A 24,891-nucleotide genomic window follows, 5' to 3' on the forward strand; every position below is an offset into this window, starting at 1 on the left:
GGTCCCCTCTTTCATGCGCTAAGTTGTTCTCGGATTGAGTTGTTCTCAAGGTGAGAGAGACGAGACGACGTGAACGAGCAGGACTTCCTCGCCGCGTACGACCCCCGGGACTACCCGGCGGTCGCGGTCACCGTCGACGTGGTCGCGCTGACCATCCGCGACGGCGCGCTGCACCTGCTGCTGATCCGCCGGGCCGCCCTGCCCTACGCGGGGCACTGGGCGCTGCCGGGCGGGTTCGTCCGTCCCGACGAGGACCTGGCCGCCGGCGCCCGGCGCGAGCTGGCCGAGGAGACCGGCCTCGGCGGCGAGCGGCTGCGCCGGGTCCACCTGGAGCAGCTCGCCACCTACGGCGGGCCCGACCGCGACCCGCGGATGCGCGTCGTCTCGGTCGCCCACCTGGCCTTCGCCCCCGACCTGCCCGACCCGGTGGCCGACACCGACGCCGACGACGCGATCTGGCTGCCGGTCACCGCGCTGACCAGCCGGCAGCTCGCCTTCGACCACGGCCGGATCATCGACGACGGGCTGGAGCGGGCCCGGTCCAAACTGGAATACACGCCGCTGGCCACCCGCTTCCTGGAGCCCGAGTTCACCATCACCGAGCTGCGGGCCGTCTACGAGACGGTGTGGGGGCACCCGCTGCACGCCGGCAACTTCCACCGCAAGGTGCTCTCGGTGCCCGGCTTCGTGGAGAGCACCGGCGCCAGCACCGAACGTGGCGGCGCGCGCGGCGGTCCCCGGGCCAAGCTCTACCGGGCCGGCGACGCCCGGCTGCTCCACCCGGCGCTGCTGCGCCCCGCCCGGGAGGAGACGGTGCGGTGAGGACCGAGGACGCGATCCGGCTGGTCGCCACGGCGCGCGGCGACGCCGACCTGTTCGGCACGGACGCGCCCGCCCGCCGCTACCGGGAGCTGGTCACGGCGCTGCACCCGGACCGGCTCGGCGCGGTGGACCCGGGGGTACGCGCCGCCGCCACCGACGCGCTCATGGCCGTGACCGCCCGCTGGCGTGGCGGCCGCGGCGCCGAACTCGGCGACTACGTGTTGCGCCGGATCGCGTACGCCGGGGACCTGGCCGACCTCTATGCCGTCGGGCGGGACCGGCTGCTCAAGCTGCCCCGCGACCCGGCCGACAACGACCTCATGGCCCGCGAGGCCCGCGCCCTGCGGCGGATCGCCGAGCGGGGCGACCCGCGCCACCTGCCCTACGTGCCCCGGCTCGTCGACCACCTGCCCGCCCGCGACCCGGCGACCGGCGCGGAACGGCTGGTCAACGTGGTGGCCGCCGCACCGGGGCTGCACAGCCTCGACGAGGTACGCCGGGCGTACCCGGACGGGCTGGACCCGCGCGACGCGGCCTGGATGTGGCGGCGGCTGCTGGTCGCCCTCGGCCTGGCCCACCGGGCCGGGGTGGTGCACGGCGCGGTGCTCCCCCGGCACGTGCTCATCGAGCCGGACGCGCACGGCGTGGTCCTGGTCGACTGGTGCTTCGCGGTGGTGGGCGAGGGCGCCGTCCCGGCGCTGGTCCCCGGCCACGAGGAGTGGTACCCGGCCGAGGTAACCGCGCGGCGGCCCGCCGGCCCGGGCACCGATCTGGCCATGGCCGCGCGCTGCATGACCTGGCTCATGGCCGACCGGGCGCCGCGCGAGCTGCGCGCCTTCGCGGCCGGCTGCACGCGCCCGAAGCTGGCCGCCCGCCCCGACGACGCCTGGCGGCTGCTCGGCGAACTCGACGAGGTGCTGGACCGCCTCTTCGGCCCCCGCACCTTCCGCCCCTTCACCCTCAATCCCTAGGGAGGCTGCCATGGGCAGCGGAATCTGGTCCACCGACGTGTACGACGCCGCCGACCGCTACCGGCGGGCCACCGGCGCGAGCGCGTTCTCGTACAGCGACAGCGGGGCGCGGACCGTGCACCCCGCGCTCGACCCTCGCGGCGCCGTCCGGGAGAGCCGCGACTCGGCCGAGCACCCGCGGTCGACGCCCATCGCGGTGCTCTTCGACGTGACCGGCTCCATGGGCCACGTGCCCCGGGTGCTCCAGAGCAAGCTGCCGCAGCTGCTCGGCCTGCTGCTCCGCCAGGGGTACGCCCCCGACCCGCAGATCATGTTCGGCGCGATCGGTGACGCCACCTGCGACCGGGTGCCGTTGCAGGTGGGCCAGTTCGAGTCCGACAACCGGATGGACGACGACCTCGGCCGGATCGTGCTGGAGGGCGGCGGTGGCGGTCAGATGTCCGAGTCGTACGAGCTGGCCCTGTACTTCATGGCCCGGCACACGGTCACCGACAGCTGGGAGAAGCGGGGGCGGCGCGGCTACCTGTTCATCATCGGCGACGAGCTGGCGTACCCCCGGGTGGACCGGCGGCAGGTGGCCCGGCTGATCGGCGACGACCTGCGCGAGGACGTGCCGCTGCGGCAGGTCGTCGATGAGGTGACCCGGCGCTGGGACACCTACTACCTGCTCCCGGCCGGCAGCGCCTACGCGGGCAGCCGCAAGGTGCTCGACTTCTGGCGCGGTCTGCTCGGCCAGCACGCCGTCGAACTGGACGACCTGGACGCGGTCTGCGAGACCATCGCGCTCACCGTCGGCCTCGGCGAGCAGGCCATCGACCTGGACACCGGGCTGCGCGACCTGGACCGGGCCGGGTCGACGGCCGGCCGGACCGTCTCCCGGGCGCTCGCCCGGCTCGGCGGCGACCGGCGCGCGGTGGCCACGCTGCCGTTCACCCCGAGCGACGGAAGCGGGGTCACCCGGCTGTGAGACACGTGATGGTGGTCGACCTCGGCTACGGCGACGCCGGCAAGGGCACCGTCGTCGACTGGCTCTGCGCGAGCCGGCCGGTGCACACCGTCGTCCGGTTCAACGGGGGCGCGCAGGCGGCGCACAACGTCGTGCTGCGCGACGGGCGACACCACACGTTCGCGCAGTTCGGCGCCGGGACGTTCCGCCCCGGTGTCCGCACGCACCTGTCGCGGCACGTGGTGGTGGACCCGCTGGCGCTGGCCGCCGAGGCCGACCACCTCACGGCGGTCGGGGTGCCCGACGCGCTCGACCGGCTGACCGTGGACGGGGAGGCGCTGCTGGCCACCCCGTACCACCGGGCCGCCAACCGGGCGCGGGAGATCGCCCGGGGAGCCGACCGGCACGGCTCCTGCGGGCTGGGGGTGGGCGAGGCGGTCGCGTACGGCCTCGCCCACCCCGACGAGGCGCCCCGGGTGGCGGACTGCGCCCGCCCGGCGATGCTGCGCCGCCGGCTCACCGCGCTGCGGGACCGGCTCACCGCCGAACTCGGCCCGCTGGACGCCCCGCCGGTCGAGGACTGCCTGCCCGCGTACGCGGCCTTCGCCGACCGGGTGGCGATCGTCGACCGGGCGCACCTGGCGGGCGTGCTGCGGGCGGGCACCTGCGTCTTCGAGGGGGCGCAGGGGGTGCTGCTGGACGAGTGGCACGGCTTCCACCCGTACACCACGTGGAGCACCACCACCTTCGCCAACGCCGAGGCGTTGCTGGCCGAGGCCGGGTTGGCCGGCACCGCGCAGCGGCTCGGCGTGCTGCGGGTGACCACCACCCGGCACGGTCCCGGGCCGCTGGTCACCGAGGACCCGGCGCTGCCCTTCGCCGACCCGCGCAACCCGACCAACCCCTGGCAGGGCCGGTTCCGGTTCGGCCACTTCGACGCGGTCGCCCACCGCTACGCCCTGGCCGCCGCGGGCGGGGTGGACGGGCTGGCCCTCACCCACCTCGACCTGGCCGGCCCGGCCCTGCGCATCTGCCGCCGCTACGACACCGTCGACCGGCTCACCCCCGGCCCGGCCGGCGACCTGGACCGCCAGGCCGCGCTCACCGCCCGGCTGCTCCGGGCCCGCCCGGTCCTCGACGAGGCGCCCACCGACTGGCCGGCGGCGGTCGCGGCCGAGCTGGGCGCGCCCGTGCTGCTCACCTCGCACGGCCCGACCGCCGACGACAAGGTCCCCGCCCTCGCCGCCGCCGTTTCCGCTCCCCGCTGACACCGCACGACCGAGCATGGGGGCATGGGGGACGCGCTCGACCTGCTGCACCAGACGGTGACCTCGCCGTGGGTGTACCTGGTGATCATCGTGGTCACCGCGGTCGACGCGTTCTTCCCCGCGGTGCCGGGCGAGACCGTCGCGATCACCGCCGGGGTCTTCGCGGCCGACGGGGAGCCGCACGTGGTCGGGGTGATCGTGGCGGCCGCGTTCGGCGCGCTCGTCGGCGACCACGTCTCGTACGCCATCGGGCGCGGCGGCGGCGCGCACCGCGTGGCCCGACTGCCCGCCGACAGCCGGCGCCGGGCGGGTTCCGAGTGGGCCCGCCGGGCGGTCGACCGGCGCGGCGGCATCATCCTGACCACCGCCCGCTACGTTCCCGGCGGGCGGACCGCCGTCACCCTGACCATGGGCGCGGTCCGCTACCCGGTCCGCTCCTTTTTCATGTACGACGCGCTGGCCTGCGCCACCTGGGGCATCTACTGCGGCCTGCTCGGCTACTTCGGCGGGCTGGCCTTCGCGCACAACCCGATCCAGGGCCTGCTCGCCGGCGTCGGCCTCTCGGTGGCGGTCACCGGCCTGTTCGAGGCCGCCCGCTGGGCCCGCCGCCGCGCCCGCGCCCGCGCCGCCGCACGCCGCTGAGCACGCCGGTCAGCCGGCCGGCGGATGCCAGGTGATCCCGCGCAGCAGTTGGTCGGCGCCGAGCCAGGCCACGTTCATCATCCGGGTGGCGGTCTTCTCCGGGTCGGCCTCCGGGTGGTCGGCCAGCCAGTCGGCCAGCGACTCGGTCGCGCCGACCAGGGCGTACGCGACGACCTCCAGATCGGTGGCGCGGACCTCGCGCCCCTTGGCGCGCAGCGCGTGGTCGAGCATCCCGGCGACCACCTCGACCAGCCGTCCGCGCATGGTGGCCAGCTCGGCGGCGAACGGCTGCTCGCCGCGGGCCTGCCGGTAGAGCACGGCCCAGCCGTCCCGGTGCGCGCCCACGAAGCCGAAGAAGGCCCGCAGCCCGCGCCAGAGCCGCTCGTCGGCGGGCAGGTCGGAGGCGGCCGCCCCGGCGATGGCCTCCATCATCCGGGTGCCCTCGCGGCGCAGGCAGGCGACGAAGAGCTCCTCCTTGGTGCCGAGGTACGCGTAGACCATGGGCTTGGAGATGCCGGCGTCGTCGGCGATCTCGTCCATGCTGGCCGCGTGGAACCCCCGGCGGGAGAAGACCTTGACCGCCGCGTCGAGCATCTGCTGCTCGCGCACGGCACGGGGGAGGCGCTTGAAGGACGGTGTGCTGGACACCCTTGCGAGCATACCTACTCGTGCGTAAGGTTACGCCTGAGTAACCAAAGTCGGCTCGCCCGAGAGGTGCATCCCCCATGAGTGACTTCGACCCGGCCAACTTCGCGAACGTCGGCCCGAAGGAGTTCGCGCAGCTGGTCAAGTCCACCCCCGACGACAAGCTCGCTGAGATCATGTCCGGCGACCTGCGCGGCAAGATCCTGAGCGAGGTCTTCAACCGGATGCCGAGCCTGTTCCGGGCCGACCGGGCGGGTTCCACCAACGCGGTCATCCACTGGAACATCACCGGCCGTCCCGACGGTGGCACCGACACCTACGAGATCGTCATCGAGAACGGCACCTGCACCGTCTCGGAGACCCCCACCCGGGACCCGAAGCTCAGCCTCACCATGGGCCCGGTCGAGTTCCTGAAGATCGTCTCCGGTGGTGGCAACCCGGTCATGATGTTCATGACGGGCAAGCTGAAGGCCAAGGGCGACCTGGGCCTCGCCGCCAACATCGCCAACCTGTTCGACATCCCCAAGGCCTGAGATGGCCGAGTTCTCGCTCGACCTGAACGAGGAACAGCGGGACCTTCGCGACTGGGTGCACGGCTTCGCCGCCGAGGTCGTGCGCCCGGCCGCGGCCGAGTGGGACGCCCGCGAGGAGACGCCCTGGCCGCTCATCCAGGAGGCGGCGAAGGTCGGCCTGTACGGCTTCGAGTTCCTCGCCACCTGCTGGGCCGACCCGAGCGGCCTCTCCCTGCCGATCGCCAGCGAAGAGCTGTTCTGGGGTGACGCCGGCATCGGCCTGAGCATCTTCGGCACCTCGCTGGCCGTCGCCGCCATCTACGGCGCCGGCACCCCCGACCAGCTCGTCGAGTGGGTGCCGCAGTGCTTCGGCGACGTCGACCAGCCCGCCGTCGCGGCGTTCTGCACCACCGAGCCGGAGGCCGGCTCCGACGTCGGGTCCATGCGGACCCGGGCGGTCTACGACGAGGCCACCGACGAGTGGGTGCTCAACGGGCAGAAGGCGTACGCCACCAACGGCGGCATCGCCGGCGTGCACGTGGTCACCGCCTCGATCGAACCCGAACTGGGCTCGCGGGGACAGGCCGCGTTCGTCGTGCCGCCGGGCACGCCGGGGCTCAACGCCACCCGCAAGCTGCGCAAGCTCGGGCTCCGCGCCTCGCACACCGCCGACGTCTTCCTCGACGACGTACGGGTGCCCGGGCGCTGCCTGCTCGGCGGCAAGGAGGCGCTCGACGAGCGGCTCGCCCGCGCCCGCACCGGCCAGCGCGCCTCCAGCCAGGCCGCGATGCGCACGTTCGAACTGTCCCGGCCGACCGTCGGCGCGCAGGCGCTCGGCGTGGCCCGCGCCGCGTACGAGTACGCCCTCGACTACGCCAAGGAGCGGGTCCAGTTCGGTCGGCCCATCATCGAGAACCAGGCGGTCGCGTTCGCGCTGGCCGACATGAAGATGGAGATCGACGCGGCCCGGCTGCTGGTCTGGCGGGCCTCCTGGATGGGTCGCAACAACCGGCCGTTCACCGCGGGCGAGGGCTCGATGTCCAAGCTCAAGGCCGGCGAGGTGGCCGTGTCGGTCACCGACCGGGCCGTCCAGCTCCTCGGCGGAGCCGGCTTCCTGCGCGACCACCCGGTCGAGCGGTGGTACCGGGACGCCAAGATCTACACCATCTTCGAGGGCACTTCCGAGATCCAGCGGCTGGTCATCTCCCGGGCCATCTCCGGTATGCAGATCCGCTGATCGCCGGCGGACCCCGACCCGACCCGCGGTGGCACCGCCTGCCGCGGGTCGGGTCGCCGGTCCACCCGGCACGTTCAGAGTGTCCGCAGGCTGGGCACCTGATCACACGGGCTGGGCCCCGCGCCGCCCCGGGTGCATGATCGGGAGAACACGAACGCGAAGGAGGGTCGCGACTTGGACCTGCCGTTCATCGTCGCCACGCTGACCCGACGCGGACTGCTCAACCCGGGCCGCCCGATCCGGGTGGCCTCCCAACTCAACGCGCTGCGCCGGTGGGGCTGGAGCCTCGCCGGGGAGCTGCGCCAGGCCGCCGCCCGCGACCCGGGGCGGACCGCCGTCGTCGACGAGCACGGCGCCGCGCTCACGTACCAGGAGCTGCTGGACCGCTCGCAACGGCTGGCCCGGTCCCTGCGGGCCGGGCTCGGCGTCCAGGCCGGCGACCGGGTGGGCGTGCTCTGCCGCAACCACCACGGCCTCATCGAGGCGATCGTCGCCGCCACGCTGCTCGGCGCGGACGCCGTCCTCGTCAACACCGGTCTCTCCGCGGCCCAGCTGGCCACCGTCGCCGAGGAGCAGGGCCTGCGCGTGCTCGTGCACGACGCCGAGTTCGCCGAGCTGGTCCTCGGCCTCCCCGCCGAGCTGCACCGGGTCGACGAGCGCCGCCAGGAGGAGCTGATCGCCGGCGCGCTGCCCGGTGACGAGCTCCAGCCGCCGGAGCGGGACGGCCGGACCATCGTGCTCACCTCCGGCACCACCGGCGCGCCCAAGGGCGCCCGCCGGCCCACACCGCACGGCTTCGGCCCGCTGGTGTCCATCATCGACCGCATCCCGCTGCACGTGCACGACACCGTGCTGATCGCCGCGCCCATCTTCCACACCTGGGGGTACGCCGCCCTCCAGGTGTCGTTCGCGCTGCGCGCGACGATCGTGCTGCACCGCCGGTTCGACCCGGCCGCCACGCTGGCCGCCCTGGCCGCGCATCCCTGCGACGCGCTCTTCGCCGTACCGGTGATGCTGCAACGGCTCATGGAGGTGCCACCGCCCGCGTCCCGGCCGCCGCTCAAGGTGGTCGCGGTCAGCGGCTCGGCGCTCCCCGGCGGCCTGGCCACCGCCTTCATGGACCGCTACGGCGACGTCCTCCACAACCTCTACGGCTCGACCGAGGTCTCCTGGGCCTCCATCGCCGGCCCGGCCGAGCTGCGCACGGCCCCCACCACGGCGGGTCGACCCCCGCACGGCACCCGGCTGGAGATCCTGGACGACGCCGGCGAACCGGTCCGGGACGGCCGGGTCGGCCGGATCTTCGTGGGCAACGAGATGCTCTTCGAGGGCTACACCTCGGGTGCCGGCCGGGAGAGCCACGACGGCCTGCTCGACACCGGCGACCTGGGCCGCGTGAACCCCGAGGGCCTGCTCTTCATCGACGGGCGCGCCGACGACATGATCGTCTCCGGCGGCGAGAACGTCTTCCCGTCCGAGGTGGAGGACCTCATCGCCCGCCTCCCGCAGGTCCGCGAGGTCGCGGTGATCGGCGTGCCCGACACCGAGTACGGCCAGCGGCTGGCCGCGTTCCTCGCCCTGCACCCCGGCGAGACGCTCGACCCGGAGGCCGTCCGCGAGTACGTCCGGCACTACCTGGCCCGCTTCTCCGTACCCCGGGACGTGGTGTTCGTGAAATACCTGCCGCGCAACGCCACCGGCAAGGTGCTCAGCCGGGAACTCCGCCGCTACTACGGTTGAGCCACAGGGGACGGACGGGCCGCCGTCGCCGGTGATACCTTCCCTGCGCCGGCTGTCCCGGCAGTGCCTTCCATCCCCTCGGGAGCTGCTCGCATGGTCCGGATCCGTCGGCGTTGGGCCCTCGGTCTCCTCCTCGGTGGCGTGTCGGCCACGGCGCTCGGCACCTCCGAGCCCGTGCTCAGCCGGCGCCGCGCCGTCACACCGGTCCGCCGCGAGTCCCCGCCCGTCGAGGTGGAGAACCGCGCGGCCGGCGAACCCTGGTGGCCGCCGGACGGCGCCCGGGCCACCGACGACCGGCGGCGGCAGATCCAGGGGTACGCCTCGACGACCAGCCTCGCCCCCGGCGAGTCCGTCGACTTCCACGTCGCGGTCAATCCGGCCGGCCGGTTCCGGATCACCGTGCACCGGCTCGGCTGGTACGACGGCGCCGGCGCCCGGACCATGCTGACCAGCCCGGACCTCGACGGCACCCCGCAGCCGGTGCCGCCGGCCGACCCGGCGACCGGCGCCATCGCCTGCCGCTGGCCGGTGTCCTGGACCCTCCGCATCCCCGAGGACTGGACCTCCGGCCTCTACCAGGCGGTCTTCACCTCCACCGACGGCTGGCGCGCGTGCACCCCCTTCGTGGTGCGGGACGACCGGCGGGCCGCCGCGCTCTGCGTGGTGCTGCCCGTGACGACCTGGCAGGCGTACAACCAGTGGCCGCGGGACCGGCGGGCCGGCAAGAGCCTCTACAACGGCTACGCGGCCAGCGGGCGGCGGGATCCGGCGCTGCGGGCGCGCGAGGTTTCCTTCGACCGCCCCTACGCCAACGCGGGCCAGCCCACCCAGTTCAGCCGGGACCACGACGCCGTCCAGTGGCTGGAACGCAACAGCTACGACATCAGCTATGCCACCAGCTTCGACCTGCACTCCGGACGACTCGACCCGGCCCGCCACCGGGGGCTGGTGTTCTGCGGGCACGACGAGTACTGGTCGGCGGAGATGCGCCGGGCCGCCGAAGCCGGGCTGGCCGACGGCACCAGCCTCGCCTTCCTCGGCGCCAACAGCGTCTACTGGCACATCCGGGTGCGCCCTTCCGCCGACGGCCGCCCGGAACGGGTCGTCGCCTGCGCCAAGACCACCCCGGACCCGGACGAGGACGCCGCCGGGCCGACGGTCACCTGGCGCGGCCTCGACAAGCCCGAGCAGGCGCTGCTCGGCGTCCAGTACAACGGCATCGTCGTCACCCCGCAGCCGCTCGTGGTCCGGTCGGCCGACCACTGGGTGTGGGCCGGCACCGGGGTGGCCGACGGCGACCGCATTCCCGGCGTCGTCCAGGGCGAGGCGGACGGCGTCCACGCCGGCGCCGCCCGGCCCCTCGGGCTCCGCGAGACCCTGCTCAGCGGGTCGCTCTACCCCGCACAGCAGGGCGGGCGGCGGATGCAGAGCAGCCACGTGTACGAACGGCCCGGGGGCGCGGTGGTCTTCGCCACCGGCACGCTCGGCTGGACGATGGCGCTCAACCGGCGCGGATACCGCGACGAGCGGATCGAGCGGGCCACCGCCAACGTGCTCGACCGGATCGTCGGCCGCATACCCCGCGGCGCGGTGCCGGACGAGACCGGCCTCGGGACGGCGGATCAGCCGGAGGTCACGCCCGGCCCGACCAACCGCTGACGACGGGCGTCGGCCCGAACGGGCCCTTGGTCTTCTCCGAACGGCCGGTGGTCGCCTCGTCGCCGCCATCGTTCAGGACGGGGACGAGACGGGCCGGGTCCGGTCAGGCGGGAAGACCGATCTGGCCGTCCACGGCGGCGGCGGCGATGTCGGAGCGGTGGTGCGAGCCGGCCAACCCGACGCCGCGTACCACCTCGTAGGCGGCATCCCGTGCGGCGGCCAGGTCCGGGCCGGTGGCCGTACCGCAGAGGACCCGGCCCCCGGCGGACCGCAGGGTGCCGTCGGCGTCCCGGCGGGTGCCGGCGTGGATGACCCCGGCGCGGTCCGCGCCGGTGATCACGTCACCGGTACGCGGCGCCGCCGGGTAGCCCTCGGCCGCCACCACGACGGTGACCGCCGCGCCGTCGCGCCAACGCAGCGGCGGGTGCGCGGCCAGCGTGCCGGTGGCGGCGGCGTGCAGCAGCCCGCCCAGCGGCGTCTCCAGCAGGGCGAGCACCACCTGCGTCTCCGGGTCGCCGAAGCGGGCGTTGAACTCGATCACGCGCGGACCGGCGGCGGTGATCGCCAGGCCCACGTAGAGCAGGCCGGTGAACGGGGTGCCCCGGCGGCGCAACTCGGCCAGCGTCGGGTGCACCACGTCGCGCATCACCTCGTCGACCAGGCCGGGCGGGGCCCAGGGCAGCGGCGTGTACGCGCCCATGCCGCCGGTGTTCGGCCCGGTGTCGCCGTCGCCGACCCGCTTGAAGTCCTGGGCGGGCAGCAGCGGCACGGCCGCCTCCCCGTCGGTAACCACGAAGAGCGAGACCTCGGGACCGGCCAGGTACTCCTCGATCACCACCCGGCCGCACTCCTCGGCGTGCCGCGCGGCGGCGGCGCGGTCATCGGTCACCACGACGCCCTTGCCCGCGGCCAGCCCGTCGTTCTTCACGACGTACGGCGCACCGAACTCGTCCAGCGCCTTCCCGACGCTCGCCGCGTCCGTGCAGGTGTACGCCCGGGCGGTCGGCACGCCGGCCGCGGTCATCACGTCCTTGGCGAACGCCTTCGAGCCCTCCAGCCGGGCCGCCTCGGCCGACGGCCCGAACGCCGCGATGCCCTTGGCGCGGACCGCGTCGGCGACCCCGGCCACCAGCGGCGCCTCCGGACCGATCACCACGAGATCCGCGGCCACCTCGACGGCGAGCGCCGCCACCGCCGCCGGATCGGTGGCGTTGACGTCCCGCACCTCGGCCACCGCGGCGATCCCCGGATTCCCCGGAGCCGCCACCAGCGCCTCAACGGAAGGATCAGCGACCAGCCCGAGCGCGAGCGCATGCTCCCGCCCTCCACCACCCACAAGAAGAACCCGCACGACGGCATCCTACTGACCACCCCACCCAGCCTTGTTGATCAAGAAGTTTGCGTCTCAATTCCGGCCCTCGGTGACGCAAACCTCTTGATCAACGAGGCCGTCGGAGGGCGCGTGCCACCGTGTGGGGGATGTAGTCGGGGCGGAGGGTGTCGGGCCAGGTGAAGCGGAGGACGGTCCAGCCGGCGTTGGTCAGGCGGTTCTGGCGTCGGCGGTCCTCGTAGATGGCCTGGGGTGTCTGGTGGGGGGTCTGGCCGTCGGCCTCGGCGATGACTCGGGCGCCGCGCCAGCCCAGGTCGCCGATGCCGAGCAGGTAGCCGTCCTCGTCGCGGACCTCCAACTGGAGGGCGTCGGGCGGCACGCCGCCGTCCACGCATCGCAGCCGGACCCGGGTCTCCAGGGGTGACTGGGCCCGGCCGTCGGACTGCGCCAGGCAGAGTCGGGCCCCCACGGCACCCCGCCGCCGGGCGATGAGCGCCGCCACCAGGGACAGGTCCGACTCGTCGATCAGCTGCCGGTTGAGCGCCGAGTCGAGGACGCACACCGCGGGGTAGCGGTCGGCCCGGAGAATGACGTCGGCCACCGTGCGGACCGGGGTCGTGACGGGAAGCCCGGCGACGGTGCCGACATCACCCGGACCGAGTTTGAGCTGATGCACCACCAGATCCGGGTCAGCCGGCCGCTGCGGCCGTGGCCGACCTGGAGGCACCGAGACGTGAACCGCTGACACGGCGCGCAGGCCACCGATGCGGTGCAGTTCGGCGGCGGTGTCGAGCACGGCGACGGCACCGGGACCGAGACTCTCGACGGCCGCCCGGATGCGGGCCCGTCGGAGTGCCGCCACGTCCACCTGCGGCGCCGGCACGAAACAGCCGCGCGCCACCCTGATCCACCGCCCCGATCGTGCGAGATGACGGATCTGGTCCCGACTGAATCCCAGGGCAACGGCCTGGGAGGCGGTCACCACCCCACCCTGCCGGCCAGCAAGCCGACTCAACCCGACACGATCAGCCACCCACCCAGGCTGCCCAGACCCCCCACACCCCCGAAAGCCCCTGTGGACAACCCTGTGGACAACGCACACCCTAGCCGTTGTTGATCAAGAAGTTTGCGTCAGAACTCGCGCCGAACCAGACGCAAACTTCTTGATCAACTCGCGGAGTCGGGGTGGCTACGGGAGGAGGGGGTGGCGGGTTACGTTTTCCTCGCGGCCTGGGCCTACGCCTACGATGCTGACCTTCGTGCCGCAGAGTTCTTCGATGCGGGCGATGTAGCGTCGTGCGTTTTCCGGCAGGTCAGCCTCGGTTCTGGCCTTGGTGATGTCTTCCCACCAGCCGTCGAGCTCTTCGTAGATCGGGGTGGCGTGGTGGAAGTCGGTCTGCGTCATCGGCATGTCGTCGAAGCGCTCGCCGTTGATCTCGTAGCCCACGCAGATCGGCACCTTGGGCATGCCGGTCAGCACGTCCAGCTTGGTGATGACCAGGTCGGTGACGCCGTTGAGGCGGCAGGCGTACCGGGCCACGACCGCGTCGAACCAGCCGGTGCGGCGCTCGCGGCCGGTGGTGGTGCCGTACTCGTGGCCGATCTTGCGCAGGTGCTGGCCGTTGTCGTCGAACAGCTCGGTCGGGAACGGGCCCGAGCCCACCCGCGTCGTGTACGCCTTGCTCACCGCGATGACCTTGGTGATCGCGGTCGGCGGGATGCCCGCGCCCACGCACGCCCCGCCCGCCGTCGGGTTCGACGAGGTGACGAAGGGGTAGGTGCCGTGGTCCATGTCGAGCATGGTGGCCTGGGCACCCTCCAGCAGGACGGTCTCGCCGCGGTCCAGCGCGTCCCAGAGCATCACCCGGGTCTCCGCGATGTACGGCCGCAGCCGCTCCGCGTAGCGCAGGTACTCCTCGACGGTCTCGTCGACGTCGATCGCCTTGCGGTTGTAGACCTTGAACAGCACCTGGTTCTTCTCGCGGAGCGCCAGCTCCAGCTTCTTGCGCAGGATGCCAGGGTCGAGCAGGTCCTGGAGCCGGATGCCCATCCGGGCGACCTTGTCGCCGTACGCGGGGCCGATGCCCCGGCCGGTGGTGCCGATCCGCGAGCTGCCCAGGTAGCGCTCGACCACCCGGTCCAGCGCCCGGTGGTGCGGCATGATGAGGTGCGCGTCACCCGAGATCCGCAGCCGGGAGACGTCCACGCCCCGCTCGGCGAGACCGTCGATCTCCTCCAGCAGCACCTTCGGGTCGACCACCACGCCGTTGCCGATGACGATCATCGCGTCCGGCGAGAGCGCGCCGGACGGCATGAGGTGCAGCGCGTACTTCTGGCCGTCCGGGGTGATCACCGTGTGGCCGGCGTTGTTGCCGCCGGAGTAGCGCACGACGTAGTCGACCCGCTCACCCAGCAGGTCGGTAACCTTGCCCTTGCCCTCGTCGCCCCACTGAGCGCCGATGAGCACGATCGCTGGCATCTTCTCCGCCTCCAGAAGGCTCGGGTGCCAGGTGGCGACCGGTCGGCGAGCCCGGGGTGTCAGGCTAACAAGTAGTGACGGCGGGACCGGCAGGGGTTCGTCGAGAAGCAGGAGGCTCCTTCGTGTACGACGTGGTGCTGCTCACCCTCGGCTCGGAGCGCGACGCTTCCGGTGGGGGCTGCGGCAGCGGTGGGGCCTGCTGCGGTGGCGCGTCCGAGGCGGCCGGCGAGCGGCCCGAGGAGCGCTGCGAGACGCCGCGCGTACCGGTGCTGGCCTGTGCGGACGCGCTGACCGCCCGGGGCGCCCGGGTGGAGACGGTGACCGCCCGTTCGGACGCGGAGATCGACGAGGTGCTGGCCCGCCTCGACGGCCCGCCCCGCGCCGACGGCCTCACCTGGCCGGACCCGGACTCCAAGACCCGGCTGGTCGTCGCCGCAGCCAGCGACGGTCAGTTGCGCGCCGTGCTACGCCGGCTGGTCCGGCGGTACGCTCCGCCGCCCAGCCGCCGCCCCGCCGACCTGCCCGAGAACCGGACCGTGCCGGACCTGCCGCCGGTCGGCGTACTCCCGCTCGACCCGGCCCGGTCCGGGACGGGGCGGGACCTGGCCGCGCAGCTCGGCCTGCCCCGCGACCCGGCCGCGGTGGCCGCCGCGGTGCTGGACGGCACCCCACGGCGGCTCGACCTGCTGCGCAACGACGGCGGCTCGGTGACGCTGGACGGCGCGCTGCTCGGCGCGGCCGACGACGCGGGGCGGCCACTGCACTGGCGCGCCCGGGTCGAGGTCGACGGCAAGCTGCTGAGCACCGGCGAGGAGCCGATCATGGCCTGCGCGATCGGCAACGCCGGCGGTTACGCGAGCCTGGGCGACGTGGCGCTGCTGGCCGACCCGGACCCGTCCGACGGCCGGGTCCAGGTGGCCGTGGCCGTGCCCGTGGTCACCCGGTCCGCGTTGGGCAGGAAGAGGGTACGGCTGGAGGTGCGCCGGGCCCGGGGCCGGGCGGCGGCGGTCGTACCGCGCGACGAGAAGGTGCCCTTCCTCGACGACGGCGTCGAGGGCGAGCTGAGCCGGAAGCGGTCCTGGTGGACCGAGCCGGGTGCCTGGGCGGTCTGGACGGCCTGACCTCCGTCGATCCCCGCTCGGGCCACCCGGCAGACCGGACGGCCTATCCTCGGCGGGAGGAATGGGGAGGAACCGTGGTGCACGAACACGCCGACCGGGCCCACGTGCCGGGTCAACCGCAGGTGCCGGAGCGGGACATCGAACCGCTCTGGCCGCCCGAGCAGGCCGACCCGGCCGTCACCGCCCCGCCGTGGGCGGCCCCGGCCCAGCCGAGCGCGGCGCCCTGGCCCGTCCCGCCCAGCGACGCCGCACCGTCGACCCCGTGGCCGCAGCCACCCGCTCCCGACGAGGCCCAGGCGGGTGAGACCGTGCCCGCACCCCGCGCGGCGCAGCCCCCGGTCGACCTGGACCTGCCGTTCACCCTCGACCAACCGCCATCTACCCCCAGCACCCCCGATGCGACCGCCCCCCGACCGGCCACCGACGGCGGCCCGGAGGACACGGCTCGCGGTTCCGGGGCCACGCCCGCACCTGGCACGCCGCGAGGGACCGCCCCTCGACCGACGACGGCCGGCCCGGACGACACGGCTCACGGTTCCGGGGCCACGCCCGCACCTGGCACGCCCGGAGGGACCGCTCCCCGGCCGGCCACCGCAGCAGCGGACGGAACCGGGGCCGACGCCTCTGCGGACGACGGCGACACGCCTGCCGGAGAGGCGGAGAGCCCCGGTGGCCGTGTGGCTGGCACGCCGTCGAACGGCCGGCCTGACTCCCCCTGGGCTCAGCCTCCGCAGCGCGCGACCGCCGACCCCGCCACGCCGACGCCGCACGCCGATCCGGTTCCGCCAGCGACCCAGCCCATCACCAACTCGGCCGCTTCCGGGCCGGTGGCACCTGCGGCCGGAGCCACCCCACCGGCGCAGGATGAGGATGGTCCCCACGAAGGCCCTGAGAGCGAAGCCCTGACCGCCGACGGACCGCCCGAGGGCGAGACGCCGCGGCTCGGCCCATTCCCGCCCTCGCCCGGCGTGCCGCTCCCGCAGTCCTACGGCGACGGGACGGCCTACCCGCCCGGACCGGTCGGCTACGGGCAGCCGGCGCCCGGGCCAGGTGGCTACGGGCAGCCGACGACGGGACCAGTCGGCTACGGGCCTCCCGGGCCAGCGCCGCAGGCTGGCCCAGCCGCGCCACCGCCGCACGCCGGGCCACCTGCGCCGGGGCCACAGGCCGACCCCGCCGCGCCGGCACCGCAGGCCGGGGCGCCGGGGTGGTATCCGCCGGCCTGGCCCCAGCAGGCGACCCCGCCCCCGCAGCCAGGCGCGCCGCAGCAACAGTCCGCACAGGCGCAGCCGGCGCCACCACAGCAGCCCGGGATGCAGCAGCCCGGGCCGGCCGCGTACCCGGAGCAGGTCTGGACGCCGGCGAGCGGTACCCCGCCGACGGCGGAGGACTTCGCGCGGCGGCGGCAGGTCCGGCCGGTCGACCCGGTCGCCACCATGGGCGTCCGGGCGGTGGTCAACAAGATCGGGCTGGTCCGGCTCGCGCCGGGGCGGCAGGAGCAGGAGATGCGGCGGGACATCGAGATGGTGCGCCGCAACTTCGGCGGGCTGCGCCAGGTGACGGTGGTCAACCCGAAGGGTGGCGCCGGCAAGACCGTCGCCATCCTGCTGCTCGCCATGACCTTCGGCCAGAAGCGCGGCGGGTACGTGCTGGCCTGGGACAACAACGAGACCCAGGGCACCCTCGGGATGCGCGCCCAGCAGGACTTCCACTCCCGCACCGTGCGGGACATGCTGCGCGACCTGGCCCAGTTCCAGGGCCCGCACGGCCGGGTCGGCGACCTGTCGCAGTACGTCCGCTCGCAGGGCGAGGGCATGTTCGACGTGCTCGCCTCGGACGAGTCGGCGACCGGCGGCGAGATGCTGACCGCCGCGGCGTTCGCCGAGATCCGCGAGGTGGTCAGCCGCTTCTACAAGTTGATCTTCGTGGACACCGGGAACAACGTCCGGGCGCAGAACTGGCAGGCCGCCATGGACGCCACCGACCAGTTGGTGGTCACCATGTCGGCGCGGAACGACTCGGCCGAGACCGCCGCCCGGATGCTCGACCACCTGGAGCAGAGCGGCCGGCAGCGGCTGGTCCGGCAGGCGGTGACGGTGGTGTCGATGCCGCCGTCCCGGAAGGAGATCGACCTGCCGGCCATCCAGGAGCACTTCGCCGCCCGGACCCGGGCGGTGCTGCTGGCGCCGTACGAGCGGCTCATCGACACCGGGGAGCCGATCCGGTACGGCCAGCTCTCCTCGGCCACCCGGGACGCCTGGTTGAAGATCGCCGCCTCGGTGGCGGAGGGGCTGTAGGAAGGCGCGACGGCCGGCTCCTCGCGGGGAACCGGCCGTCGCGTCGTCAGTGGCTGGCCAGGGCGTCCCCGGCGGCCGGGTCGCAGTCGCGGAGGAACTGGGCGCAGCGCGCCGCCTCGTCCGCCTCGCCGATCTCGCCGGCCGCACGGGACAGCACGTAGAGGCAGCGGAGGAAGCCCCGGTTGGGCTTGTGCGACCAGGGCACCGGGCCGTGGCCCTTCCAGCCGCTGCGGCGCAGCTGGTCGAGGCCCCGGTGGTAGCCGGTGCGGGCGTACGCGTACGCCGGGATGACCTGGCCCGCGGCGAGCGCCCGGGTGGCCAGCGCCGCCCAGGCCGCGCTGTAGGTCGGGAAGCGGGCCGCGACCTCGGCGTACGCCTCGTCGGTGTCCTGCTCGGCGGCGGCCGCCAGCGCGGCGTCGGCCTCCTCGTGTGCGGGGAGCAGGGTGGCCGGTGGCTCAGGCAACAGGTTCTGCATCGCCCCATTCAACCCGCTTCGCCCGGGGGTATGCGAGGGGGTCCGGCCAGCCGGTCGGCTGAACGGCTGAGGGTTTCGTCACGCCTGCGGCGTCGCGCCCACGTACCCGCGGCCCATGCCGCGGCGCGACTTTTTCCACTACAACTACAGATCCGGAGCCTCCCCAGGACCCGGTACGCAGGAGCCCGGTGGCCTGGCCGCCGGGCTCCTGTCCGTGCCGCCCGCGTTTGCCGGCTTGCCGCCGCGGGGCAGGATGATCTGGTGCCGACCCCACCACCCGCGGACGTCATCGAGCCGCACGCCAATCCCGACGAGATCGAGACCCGGACCGCGTTCGACCGGCGGCTGGCCGAGGGCAGCCTCGCCGGCCTGACCGTGCAGGGCCTCCGCCTCGACCTGGACCCGGTCCCCGACCTGCGCGGCGTGGAGGTCGCCGGCACCCTCTTCGTGGGCTGCCGGTTCGCCGACCGCGAGGTCGGCGCGGACCTGGTCCGGCGGGGCGCGAACGTCGTCCCGCCCTTCTCCGGGCTGCCCTACCCGACCCAGCCGTCCCACCTCTACACGGCCGACGACCTGGCCGCCGGCTTCGCCGAGGGCGGCTTCGAAGGGATGTACGACACCCGGGTGTACGCGCACTTCCGGGCGCACGGCGGCGCCCTGCCCGACGTGCGGGAGGCGCTCGGTCAGCGGCTGCACGACCACGGGGTGGACAACGCCCTGGCCGACGCCACCCGGGCCTGGCTGGCCGTGCACGGGCCGCAGTCCGTGGTGGGCGTGATGGGCGGGCACGCGGTGCCGCGCGGCAGCGCCGCGTACCGGATGGCGGCGGTGCTGGGCTGGGAGCTGGCGCGGGCCGACCGGCTGGTGGTGACCGGCGGTGGGCCCGGCGTGATGGAGGCGGCCAACCTGGGCGCGTTCCTCGCGGCGTGGCCGGCGGAGGAGCTGACCGCGGCGATCGACCTGCTGGCCACCGCGCCCGACTTCACCGACCACGACCGCTACACGGACGCGGCGCTGCGGGTCCGGGAGCGGTACGCGGCCGGGCCGGCCCTGCCCACGCCCCGCCCGGCGGCGGCCGGCACCGAGTGGGCCCGCTCGGGCGGCCTGGCCATCCCCACCTGGCTGTACGGGCACGAGCCGGCGAACCTGTTCGCCGGGCGGATCGCCAAGTACTTCTCCAACGCCATCCGGGAGGACACCATCCTGCGGCTGGCCCGGGGCGGGATCGTCTTCGCGCCGGGCCGGGCCGGCACGGTGCAGGAGGTGTTCCAGGCGGCCACGAAGACCTACTACGGCACCGACGGGGCGAGCGGGGCGTACGTCTTCCTGGACCGGACGTACTGGACCACCGAGCTGCCGGTCGAGTCCCTGCTGCGCCCGCTCTTCGCCGCCTCCCCGTTCGGTGACCTGTCGGCCACGGTGCACCTCACCGACGACGTGCGCGAGGCGGTCCGGGTGTTGACCGCCGGCTGAGACGCGCGGAGGCCGGCCCCCCGGGCGGGGAGCCGGCCTCCGGTCGAGCGGTTCGTTACTTGTTCATCGTGGTGCCGGTGGAACGCAGGGCCTCGCAGGCCTCCACGACGCGGGCGGCCATGCCGGCCTCGGCGGCCTTGCCCCAGACGCGCGGGTCGTACATCTTCTTGTTGCCGACCTCGCCGTCGACCTTCAGCACGCCGTCGTAGTTGCGGAACATGAAGTCCACCACGGGCCGGGTGAAGCAGTACTGGGTGTCGGTGTCGATGTTCATCTTCACCACGCCGTAGTCCAGCGCCTCGCGGATCTCCGACAGCAGCGAGCCGGAGCCGCCGTGGAAGACCAGGCTGAGCGGCTTCTCCTTGCCGTACTTGGCACCGACCGCCACCTGGATGTGGTTGAGCACCTCGGGGCGGAGCTTGACGTTGCCCGGCTTGTAGACGCCGTGCACGTTGCCGAAGGTCAGCGCCGCCATGTAGCGGCCCTTCTCGCCGAGGCCGAGCGCGTCGACCATGGCCAGGCCGTCCTCGACGGTGGTGTAGAGCTTCTCGTTGATGGCGTTCTCGACGCCGTCCTCCTCGCCGCCGACGACGCCGACCTCGATCTCGAGGACGATCTTGCCCTTGGCGGCCTCGTCGAGCAGCTCCGCGGCGATCTGCAGGTTCTCCGGCACCGGCACGGCGGAGCCGTCCCACATGTGCGACTGGAACAGCGGCTCCTCGCCGCGCTGCACCCGCTCCTGGGAAATCTTCATCAGCGGCCGGACGAACTTGTCCAGCTTGTCCTTCGGGCAGTGGTCGGTGTGCAGCGCGATGTTGACCGGGTAGTTCTTCGCCACCTCGTGGGCGTACTTGGCGAACGCGACCGCGCCGCTGACCATGTTCTTCACGGACGGGCCGGACAGGTACTCGGCGCCACCGGTGGAGACCTGGATGATGCCGTCGCTCTCCGCGTCGGCGAAGCCCTTGAGCGCCGCGTTCAGCGTCTGCGACGAGGTCACGTTGATCGCGGGGTACGCGAAGTGGCCGGCCTTGGCCCGGTCCAGCATCTCCGCGTAAGCCTCGGGGGAAGCGATGGGCATGTCGAACGCTCCTTACTTACCGCTATCGGCCGCGCAGGCCGCTGTCTTCCTTGGATGCGCCGGACCGCGCTGTCCACCGCGGGAAGTATCCCGTAGGAGCGCGCGGCGGACACAACCGACCCGGGAACCGCTCACCGCTAATCCAGGCTGTCCGGCACCACGACGCTGATCAGCCAGCTCACCACGGCCATCACGATGGCGCCCCAGAACGCCGCCCAGAAGCCGTTGACGTGGAACGACAGGTCCAGCCCGCGGGCGATCCAGTCGGTGAGCAGGAACAGCAGCGCGTTGACCACGAGCGCGAACAGACCGAGCGTGAGCAGGTAGAACACGCAGCCGATCACCTTGATGACCGGCTTCAGCAGGGCGTTGACCGCGCCGAAGATGAGCGCCACCACGACCAGGGTGAACACGGTGTTGAAACCGTTGTGGCCGGTCACCTCCACCCCGGGCACGATGAGCGTGGTGACCCACAGCGCGACCGCGGTGATCGCCAGCCGGATCAGGAACCCCACGTCACCATCCTGGCACCGGGTGTTCCCCCCGGAGGGGACAATCGCCGACTCCACCGTTCCGCCCGCCACCGAGCGCGGGCCCGGGTGAGCCCGTACGGTGTGGTGGTGACTGTCCGCACCGAGATCCAGGGAGGGACGATGGGTCAGCCCGAGGAGGACTTCGCCCCGAGCCACCACCTCGCTCCGGAGGAGCGGGACCTGGAGGCGGAGCCGGCCGACGCGGTCGAGCAGGCCGCGGTGGTCACCCCGGAGGAGGGTGACGGCGAGCCGCAGCGGGGGCTGGAGGTCGACGACTGGGACGCCATGGAGCAGGCCCGGGTGGTCACCGCCGACGAGGACGACTACCGCTGAGCCAGGCGGGCGGGGCCGCCGGCCCCGCCCGCGTCAGCGCAGGCCGGTGACCTGGTCCGGGTGTGCCGCCGTCCACTCGCCGAGGCGGTCGGCGCGCAGCGCGTCGAGGAAGCCCGGGGCCCGCGCGGGGTCGGGCCGGAACCCGTACGGCTGCTTCTCCTGGTAGCGGACCGGCAGGCCGACCGCGACCGGCTCAGCGGCGGCCGCCTTCCCGGCCGCCGAGACCAGCGCCGACAGGGACAGCTCCCCGGTGTCGGTCACCAGGCTCGGGCCGACCTTCGTGATCAGCCGGCTGAGCAGCACCGGGTTGGTCAGCGCCCCCTGCTCCTGCATCCGCTGGAGCAGCCCGGCCGCGTACCGGCTCGCGTTGCGGTCCCGGTCCAGCACGGCGTCCCGCAGGCCGTAACGCTGTCGGAGCAGGTCCACCGCCTCGGTGCCGTCGAGCCGCTGGCAGCCGGCCGGGAAGCGCCGCCCGGTGTGCACCGAGCGCACCGGCGCGGGTAGACAGACCGGCACCCCACCGACCGCATCGGTGAGTTCGCGGGTCGCCCGGTAGGTGAGCACCGCGCCGGCGTCGATCCGTACGCCGGTGGTGTCGCTGACCACCTGCCTGGTCAGCGCGTAGCCGCGGGCCAGGTCCGGGCGCGGCTCACCGGCACCGGCCAGAAAGGCGGCGTTGAGCTTGTCCCGGCCACGACCGGGGATGGACACCTCCAGGTCACGCGGCAGCGAGACCAGGTAGAGCCGACTCCGGTCCGCCGGGACGTGCACGAGCAGCACGGAGTCGGCGAGTCGGTACTGTCGATCCGCCGACCCGTCCACCCCGACGAGCAGCAGGTTCAGCGCCCCGGTGGGTGTCGGCGAGGGTCCGGCCAGCAGGTGCGCGGTCTCCGGCTGACGCGGCGCCATCGCCGTGAAGCCGGCCAGGGTGGCGGCGGCCACCGCCAGCGCCGTACCCGCGAGCCGCACCCGGAGGCGGCGGCGCCGGCGGCGGACCACGGCCCGGTCGATGGCGGCGCGCAGCGGGCCGGGCGGCGGGGCGAGTTCCTCGTGCCGCGCGAAGGCGGCCCGCAGGTCGTCCTCGATCATCAGTAGACCTCCACGTACTCGGCTCGAAGGGTGGCCAGGGCGCGGGAGATGCACGAGCGCACGGTGCCGACGGCGCAGCCGAGGATCTCCGCGATCTCCGCGTCGGGCAGGTCCTCGTAGTAGCGGAGCACCAGCGTGGCCCGCTGCCGCCGGGGCAGCCGGGACAGCCACGACCAGACCTGGTCGCGGTCCACCGCGGACTGCGCGTGGTCGCTCGGCGCCGGCACCGCCTCGTCCGGTTCGCCGCGCAGCAGCACCCGGCGCGCCCACGAGCCCCGCCGCCAGTCGATGAACTGGTTGGTGAGCATCCGGCGCACGTACCGTTCCGGCGCGTCGCTGCGGGCGACCCGGCGCCAGTTGAGCTGGACCCGGACCATGGTCTCCTGCACCAGGTCCTGGGCCTGGTGCGGATCGCCGGTCAGCATGACCGCGTACCGCAGCAGGGCGCTCAGCCGCGCGTCGGCGAACTCCTCGTACGTCACTGCACCTCCCGGTGTCCCGCCCTGTTGACGGGCACGGGCCGGCGGAACATTGCACCGCGCTGATCAGCCGTTCGGTCAATATCTGCCGGTGATGGCGTCCCGGGATAGCGGAGCGACTTAAGGCTTCTTTAAGCTCCACGGGCTCCACCTGATCATTCACGGGAGGAACCCCCAACCATGCTTTCCCACTCCACCCGGCGCTGGCTCGCCGGGCTGGGCGTCGCAGGCGCGTTCGTCGCCGCCTCCGCCACCCCCGCCGCCGCGGCGGACTCATTCCAGCTCGTCTCGTACGACATGCTGGTCGCGCCGGGCCACACGGCCTCCAACTTCCTCTACGCCTACGACCCGGAGAGCGAGAACGAGCTCCAGAAGCTCACCCTCGACCTGGACCTGTCGAAGGTCGACGACTTCGCCACGCTGGACCTGGCGAGCGGCGGCTGGGACTGCGCCACGACCGACGCCAACCTGCACTGTGAGGCGGTGGCGGGCGAATGGGGCGTGCCGATCTTCGACTACTACCTGACCGCGAAGTCCGACGCCACCCCCGGGCAGAAGGCCGAGATCGCGGTCAAGGCCAACGGCGACGGCAAGGTCGCCACCGGCTCCATCACCGTCACCGTGGCTGAGGGCGTCGACCTCCAGAGCGAGCCCGAGGACAGCGTCGACGGCGCGCCGGGCGCCGAGGTCGGCCTGCCGAGCACGGTCCGCAACGGCGGCGAGAACACCGCCCACGGTGCCGTGTTGCGGCTGCAGAGCGACTGGTTGACGCCGTACGTCGGCAACTTCAGCAACTGCGAGTACGACGACGGCCTGCCCGCCATCTGCCGCTTCGACACGGACCTGGAGCCGGGCAAGAGCTACAAGCTCTCCGCGCCCCTCCCGGTCAAGGTGGACAAGACGGCACGCACCGGCAGCAGCGTGGACAACTTCGTGGACTGGTGGACCAAGGACGACTGGGCGCTGATCGAGAAGGACCCGACCTGGCCGCTGCCGCAGGGCAAGCCGGGCACCGGCGACGAGCTGCGCCTGGTCGAGGTGGGCGCCGCACGGCAGTCCGCCCCGCAGACCGACGTGGACCGGTGGAACAGCTTCACCGACATCAGCGTCGTGGTGACCGGTGACAACGGCGCGGACCTCGCCGCCGTGGGCAGCACCGCCACCGGCAAGGTCGGTGACCAGGTGAAGGTCTCCGCCGGCGCCCACAACCTCGGCCCGGCCGTGGTGGAGACCTGGCGCGAGGAGGGCCCGCTCACCGTGGTCGAGGTGCCGCAGGGCACCACCGCGGTCAAGGTCTCCGAGGACTGCGCTCCGTGGGTCCAGGACGAGCCGTGGAACCCGTGGGACCACGCGGGTGAGCCGGGTGCGGCGAAGTACGGCTGCATCGGTTACGGCGACCTCGCCAAGGGCGACACCACCAGCTGGGAGTTCACCCTCCGCATCGACAAGCTGACCGGCGAGACCTCCGGCAAGGTGGCCACCAAGCTCGCCGGGGACCCGAACGAGTCCAACAACTACGCCTCCATCACCGTCAAGGCGGGCACCGCCGGCAACGGCGGCGATGGTGGCAACGGCGGCAACGGCGGCGGCGAGGGTGACGGCGGCACGCTGCCGATCACCGGTTCCAACACCGCCCTGATCGCCGGCGTCGGCGCGCTCCTGCTGGCCGCCGGCGCGGCCGGCTACGTGGTGTCCCGCCGCCGCAAGACCCGCTTCGTCGCCTGACCGGAGCACAACGGAACACCGGTGCCCCGCCGAC

The 24,891-nt window shown here is 73.7% G+C and carries 23 protein-coding genes and 1 pseudogene; 14 read left to right on the forward strand and 10 right to left on the reverse strand.

Features of this window, described 5'->3' with window-relative positions; all coding sequences use genetic code 11:
* The first annotated feature begins 69 nt into the window (after positions 1-69).
* Genes FXF50_RS13440 through FXF50_RS13460 form a run of 5 tightly spaced genes read left to right on the forward strand, consistent with a single transcriptional unit; the run spans position 70 to position 4,649 of the window.
* Positions 70-822 carry an NUDIX domain-containing protein gene (locus FXF50_RS13440; RefSeq protein ID WP_148427686.1) on the forward strand — a complete coding sequence of 251 codons (753 nt, stop codon included), beginning with the start codon at positions 70-72 and terminating at the stop codon, positions 820-822.
* A complete protein-coding gene (locus FXF50_RS13445) occupies positions 819-1,793 on the forward strand; it encodes a serine/threonine protein kinase (RefSeq protein ID WP_148427688.1) in 975 nt (324 codons plus the stop codon). The genes FXF50_RS13440 and FXF50_RS13445 overlap by 4 nt, the downstream gene beginning before the upstream one ends.
* Before the next feature lie 10 nt (positions 1,794-1,803).
* Entirely contained in the window at positions 1,804-2,760 is a 957-nt protein-coding gene (locus FXF50_RS13450; RefSeq protein ID WP_148427689.1) for a hypothetical protein, read from the forward strand.
* Positions 2,757-4,007: an adenylosuccinate synthetase gene (locus FXF50_RS13455; RefSeq protein ID WP_148427691.1), complete on the forward strand. Its 1,251-nt coding sequence runs from the start codon at positions 2,757-2,759 to the stop codon at positions 4,005-4,007. The genes FXF50_RS13450 and FXF50_RS13455 overlap by 4 nt, the downstream gene beginning before the upstream one ends.
* A 24-nt stretch (positions 4,008-4,031) precedes the next feature.
* Positions 4,032-4,649, forward strand: coding sequence for a DedA family protein (locus FXF50_RS13460; RefSeq protein WP_148427693.1), 618 nt, complete (start codon positions 4,032-4,034; stop codon positions 4,647-4,649).
* 9 nt (positions 4,650-4,658) lie between these two features.
* Here the strand turns inward: FXF50_RS13460 and FXF50_RS13465 are convergent, their stop codons facing one another.
* Positions 4,659-5,297 (reverse strand): TetR/AcrR family transcriptional regulator, encoded by a 639-nt coding sequence (locus FXF50_RS13465; protein ID WP_187399658.1) that lies wholly within the window; start codon positions 5,295-5,297, stop codon positions 4,659-4,661.
* A gap of 77 nt (positions 5,298-5,374) precedes the next feature.
* Here FXF50_RS13465 and FXF50_RS13470 point away from each other — a divergent pair, with 77 nt between their 5' ends.
* The 4 genes from FXF50_RS13470 (at position 5,375) to FXF50_RS13485 (ending at position 10,442) form a co-directional block, all read left to right on the forward strand.
* A complete protein-coding gene (locus tag FXF50_RS13470) occupies positions 5,375-5,827 on the forward strand; it encodes an SCP2 sterol-binding domain-containing protein (RefSeq protein WP_091315823.1) in 453 nt (150 codons plus the stop codon).
* A gap of 1 nt (position 5,828) precedes the next feature.
* The gene (locus FXF50_RS13475; protein WP_148427697.1) at positions 5,829-7,043 is read left to right on the forward strand and encodes an acyl-CoA dehydrogenase family protein; all 1,215 of its coding nucleotides are present in this window, start codon (positions 5,829-5,831) and stop codon (positions 7,041-7,043) included.
* A gap of 174 nt (positions 7,044-7,217) precedes the next feature.
* A complete protein-coding gene (locus tag FXF50_RS13480) occupies positions 7,218-8,783 on the forward strand; it encodes an AMP-binding protein (RefSeq protein WP_148427699.1) in 1,566 nt (521 codons plus the stop codon).
* Between the two features lie 93 nt (positions 8,784-8,876).
* The gene (locus FXF50_RS13485; RefSeq protein ID WP_255510015.1) at positions 8,877-10,442 is read left to right on the forward strand and encodes a N,N-dimethylformamidase beta subunit family domain-containing protein; all 1,566 of its coding nucleotides are present in this window, start codon (positions 8,877-8,879) and stop codon (positions 10,440-10,442) included.
* 103 nt (positions 10,443-10,545) lie between these two features.
* Here FXF50_RS13485 and purD read toward each other — a convergent pair whose 3' ends face one another.
* From purD to FXF50_RS13500, 4 genes and pseudogenes are all read right to left on the reverse strand, one after another.
* Positions 10,546-11,793, reverse strand: a complete 1,248-nt coding sequence (gene purD, locus FXF50_RS13490) for a phosphoribosylamine--glycine ligase (RefSeq protein WP_148427701.1) — start codon at positions 11,791-11,793, stop codon at positions 10,546-10,548.
* A gap of 88 nt (positions 11,794-11,881) precedes the next feature.
* Positions 11,882-12,448 (reverse strand): endonuclease domain-containing protein, encoded by a 567-nt coding sequence (locus tag FXF50_RS29845; protein WP_255510022.1) that lies wholly within the window; start codon positions 12,446-12,448, stop codon positions 11,882-11,884.
* Between the two features lie 216 nt (positions 12,449-12,664).
* Positions 12,665-12,874 (reverse strand): annotated as a pseudogene (locus FXF50_RS29850) (type IV toxin-antitoxin system AbiEi family antitoxin domain-containing protein); the annotation flags it as partial.
* 87 nt (positions 12,875-12,961) lie between these two features.
* Positions 12,962-14,251, reverse strand: coding sequence for an adenylosuccinate synthase (locus FXF50_RS13500; protein ID WP_148427705.1), 1,290 nt, complete (start codon positions 14,249-14,251; stop codon positions 12,962-12,964).
* A gap of 122 nt (positions 14,252-14,373) precedes the next feature.
* Between FXF50_RS13500 and FXF50_RS13505 the strand changes: the two genes are divergently transcribed.
* Positions 14,374-15,372 (forward strand): diacylglycerol kinase family protein, encoded by a 999-nt coding sequence (locus FXF50_RS13505; RefSeq protein WP_148427707.1) that lies wholly within the window; start codon positions 14,374-14,376, stop codon positions 15,370-15,372.
* Between the two features lie 74 nt (positions 15,373-15,446).
* Positions 15,447-17,669 carry a chromosome partitioning protein gene (locus tag FXF50_RS13510; protein ID WP_148427709.1) on the forward strand — a complete coding sequence of 741 codons (2,223 nt, stop codon included), beginning with the start codon at positions 15,447-15,449 and terminating at the stop codon, positions 17,667-17,669.
* A 46-nt stretch (positions 17,670-17,715) separates the two neighbouring features.
* Here the strand turns inward: FXF50_RS13510 and FXF50_RS13515 are convergent, their stop codons facing one another.
* Positions 17,716-18,144, reverse strand: a complete 429-nt coding sequence (locus tag FXF50_RS13515) for a DUF3151 domain-containing protein (RefSeq protein WP_148427711.1) — start codon at positions 18,142-18,144, stop codon at positions 17,716-17,718.
* Between the two features lie 261 nt (positions 18,145-18,405).
* On the opposite strand from FXF50_RS13515, the gene FXF50_RS13520 reads away from it, so the two are divergent.
* On the forward strand, positions 18,406-19,617 hold the full coding sequence (locus tag FXF50_RS13520) for an LOG family protein (protein WP_148427713.1): 1,212 nt from the start codon (positions 18,406-18,408) through the stop codon (positions 19,615-19,617).
* Between the two features lie 55 nt (positions 19,618-19,672).
* Here FXF50_RS13520 and fbaA read toward each other — a convergent pair whose 3' ends face one another.
* Both fbaA and FXF50_RS13535 read right to left on the reverse strand, forming a co-directional pair.
* On the reverse strand, positions 19,673-20,698 hold the full coding sequence (gene fbaA / locus FXF50_RS13525) for a class II fructose-bisphosphate aldolase (protein ID WP_148427715.1): 1,026 nt from the start codon (positions 20,696-20,698) through the stop codon (positions 19,673-19,675).
* Between the two features lie 137 nt (positions 20,699-20,835).
* Positions 20,836-21,213, reverse strand: coding sequence for a phage holin family protein (locus FXF50_RS13535; protein ID WP_148427719.1), 378 nt, complete (start codon positions 21,211-21,213; stop codon positions 20,836-20,838).
* A 138-nt stretch (positions 21,214-21,351) separates the two neighbouring features.
* On the opposite strand from FXF50_RS13535, the gene FXF50_RS13540 reads away from it, so the two are divergent.
* Positions 21,352-21,564: a hypothetical protein gene (locus FXF50_RS13540; protein ID WP_148427816.1), complete on the forward strand. Its 213-nt coding sequence runs from the start codon at positions 21,352-21,354 to the stop codon at positions 21,562-21,564.
* A gap of 33 nt (positions 21,565-21,597) precedes the next feature.
* On the opposite strand, the gene FXF50_RS13545 is transcribed toward FXF50_RS13540, so the two are convergent.
* On the reverse strand, positions 21,598-22,653 hold the full coding sequence (locus tag FXF50_RS13545; RefSeq protein WP_148427721.1) for an LCP family protein: 1,056 nt from the start codon (positions 22,651-22,653) through the stop codon (positions 21,598-21,600).
* Positions 22,653-23,135, reverse strand: a complete 483-nt coding sequence (locus FXF50_RS13550; RefSeq protein ID WP_148427723.1) for a SigE family RNA polymerase sigma factor — start codon at positions 23,133-23,135, stop codon at positions 22,653-22,655. The genes FXF50_RS13545 and FXF50_RS13550 overlap by 1 nt, the downstream gene beginning before the upstream one ends.
* A 177-nt stretch (positions 23,136-23,312) precedes the next feature.
* Between FXF50_RS13550 and FXF50_RS13555 the strand changes: the two genes are divergently transcribed.
* Complete coding sequence (locus tag FXF50_RS13555) at positions 23,313-24,857, forward strand: LPXTG cell wall anchor domain-containing protein (protein ID WP_148427726.1); 1,545 nt, start codon at positions 23,313-23,315, stop codon at positions 24,855-24,857.
* Positions 24,858-24,891: the final 34 nt, after the last annotated feature.

Source organism: Micromonospora sp. AP08, assembly GCF_008085935.1.
Taxonomy (GTDB): Bacteria; Actinomycetota; Actinomycetes; order Mycobacteriales; family Micromonosporaceae; genus Micromonospora; species Micromonospora chersina.

Coding starts and splice junctions, on each gene's coding strand:
- FXF50_RS13470 (WP_091315823.1), top strand. CDS start 5,375: ATGAGTGACTTCGACCCGGCCAACTTCGCGAACGTCGGCCCGAAGGAG.
- FXF50_RS13450 (WP_148427689.1), top strand. CDS start 1,804: ATGGGCAGCGGAATCTGGTCCACCGACGTGTACGACGCCGCCGACCGC.
- FXF50_RS13515 (WP_148427711.1), bottom strand. CDS start 18,144: ATGCAGAACCTGTTGCCTGAGCCACCGGCCACCCTGCTCCCCGCACAC.
- FXF50_RS13555 (WP_148427726.1), top strand. CDS start 23,313: ATGCTTTCCCACTCCACCCGGCGCTGGCTCGCCGGGCTGGGCGTCGCA.
- FXF50_RS13500 (WP_148427705.1), bottom strand. CDS start 14,251: ATGCCAGCGATCGTGCTCATCGGCGCTCAGTGGGGCGACGAGGGCAAG.
- FXF50_RS13540 (WP_148427816.1), top strand. CDS start 21,352: ATGGGTCAGCCCGAGGAGGACTTCGCCCCGAGCCACCACCTCGCTCCG.
- FXF50_RS13545 (WP_148427721.1), bottom strand. CDS start 22,653: ATGATCGAGGACGACCTGCGGGCCGCCTTCGCGCGGCACGAGGAACTC.
- FXF50_RS13485 (WP_255510015.1), top strand. CDS start 8,877: ATGGTCCGGATCCGTCGGCGTTGGGCCCTCGGTCTCCTCCTCGGTGGC.
- FXF50_RS13475 (WP_148427697.1), top strand. CDS start 5,829: ATGGCCGAGTTCTCGCTCGACCTGAACGAGGAACAGCGGGACCTTCGC.
- fbaA (WP_148427715.1), bottom strand. CDS start 20,698: ATGCCCATCGCTTCCCCCGAGGCTTACGCGGAGATGCTGGACCGGGCC.
- FXF50_RS13460 (WP_148427693.1), top strand. CDS start 4,032: ATGGGGGACGCGCTCGACCTGCTGCACCAGACGGTGACCTCGCCGTGG.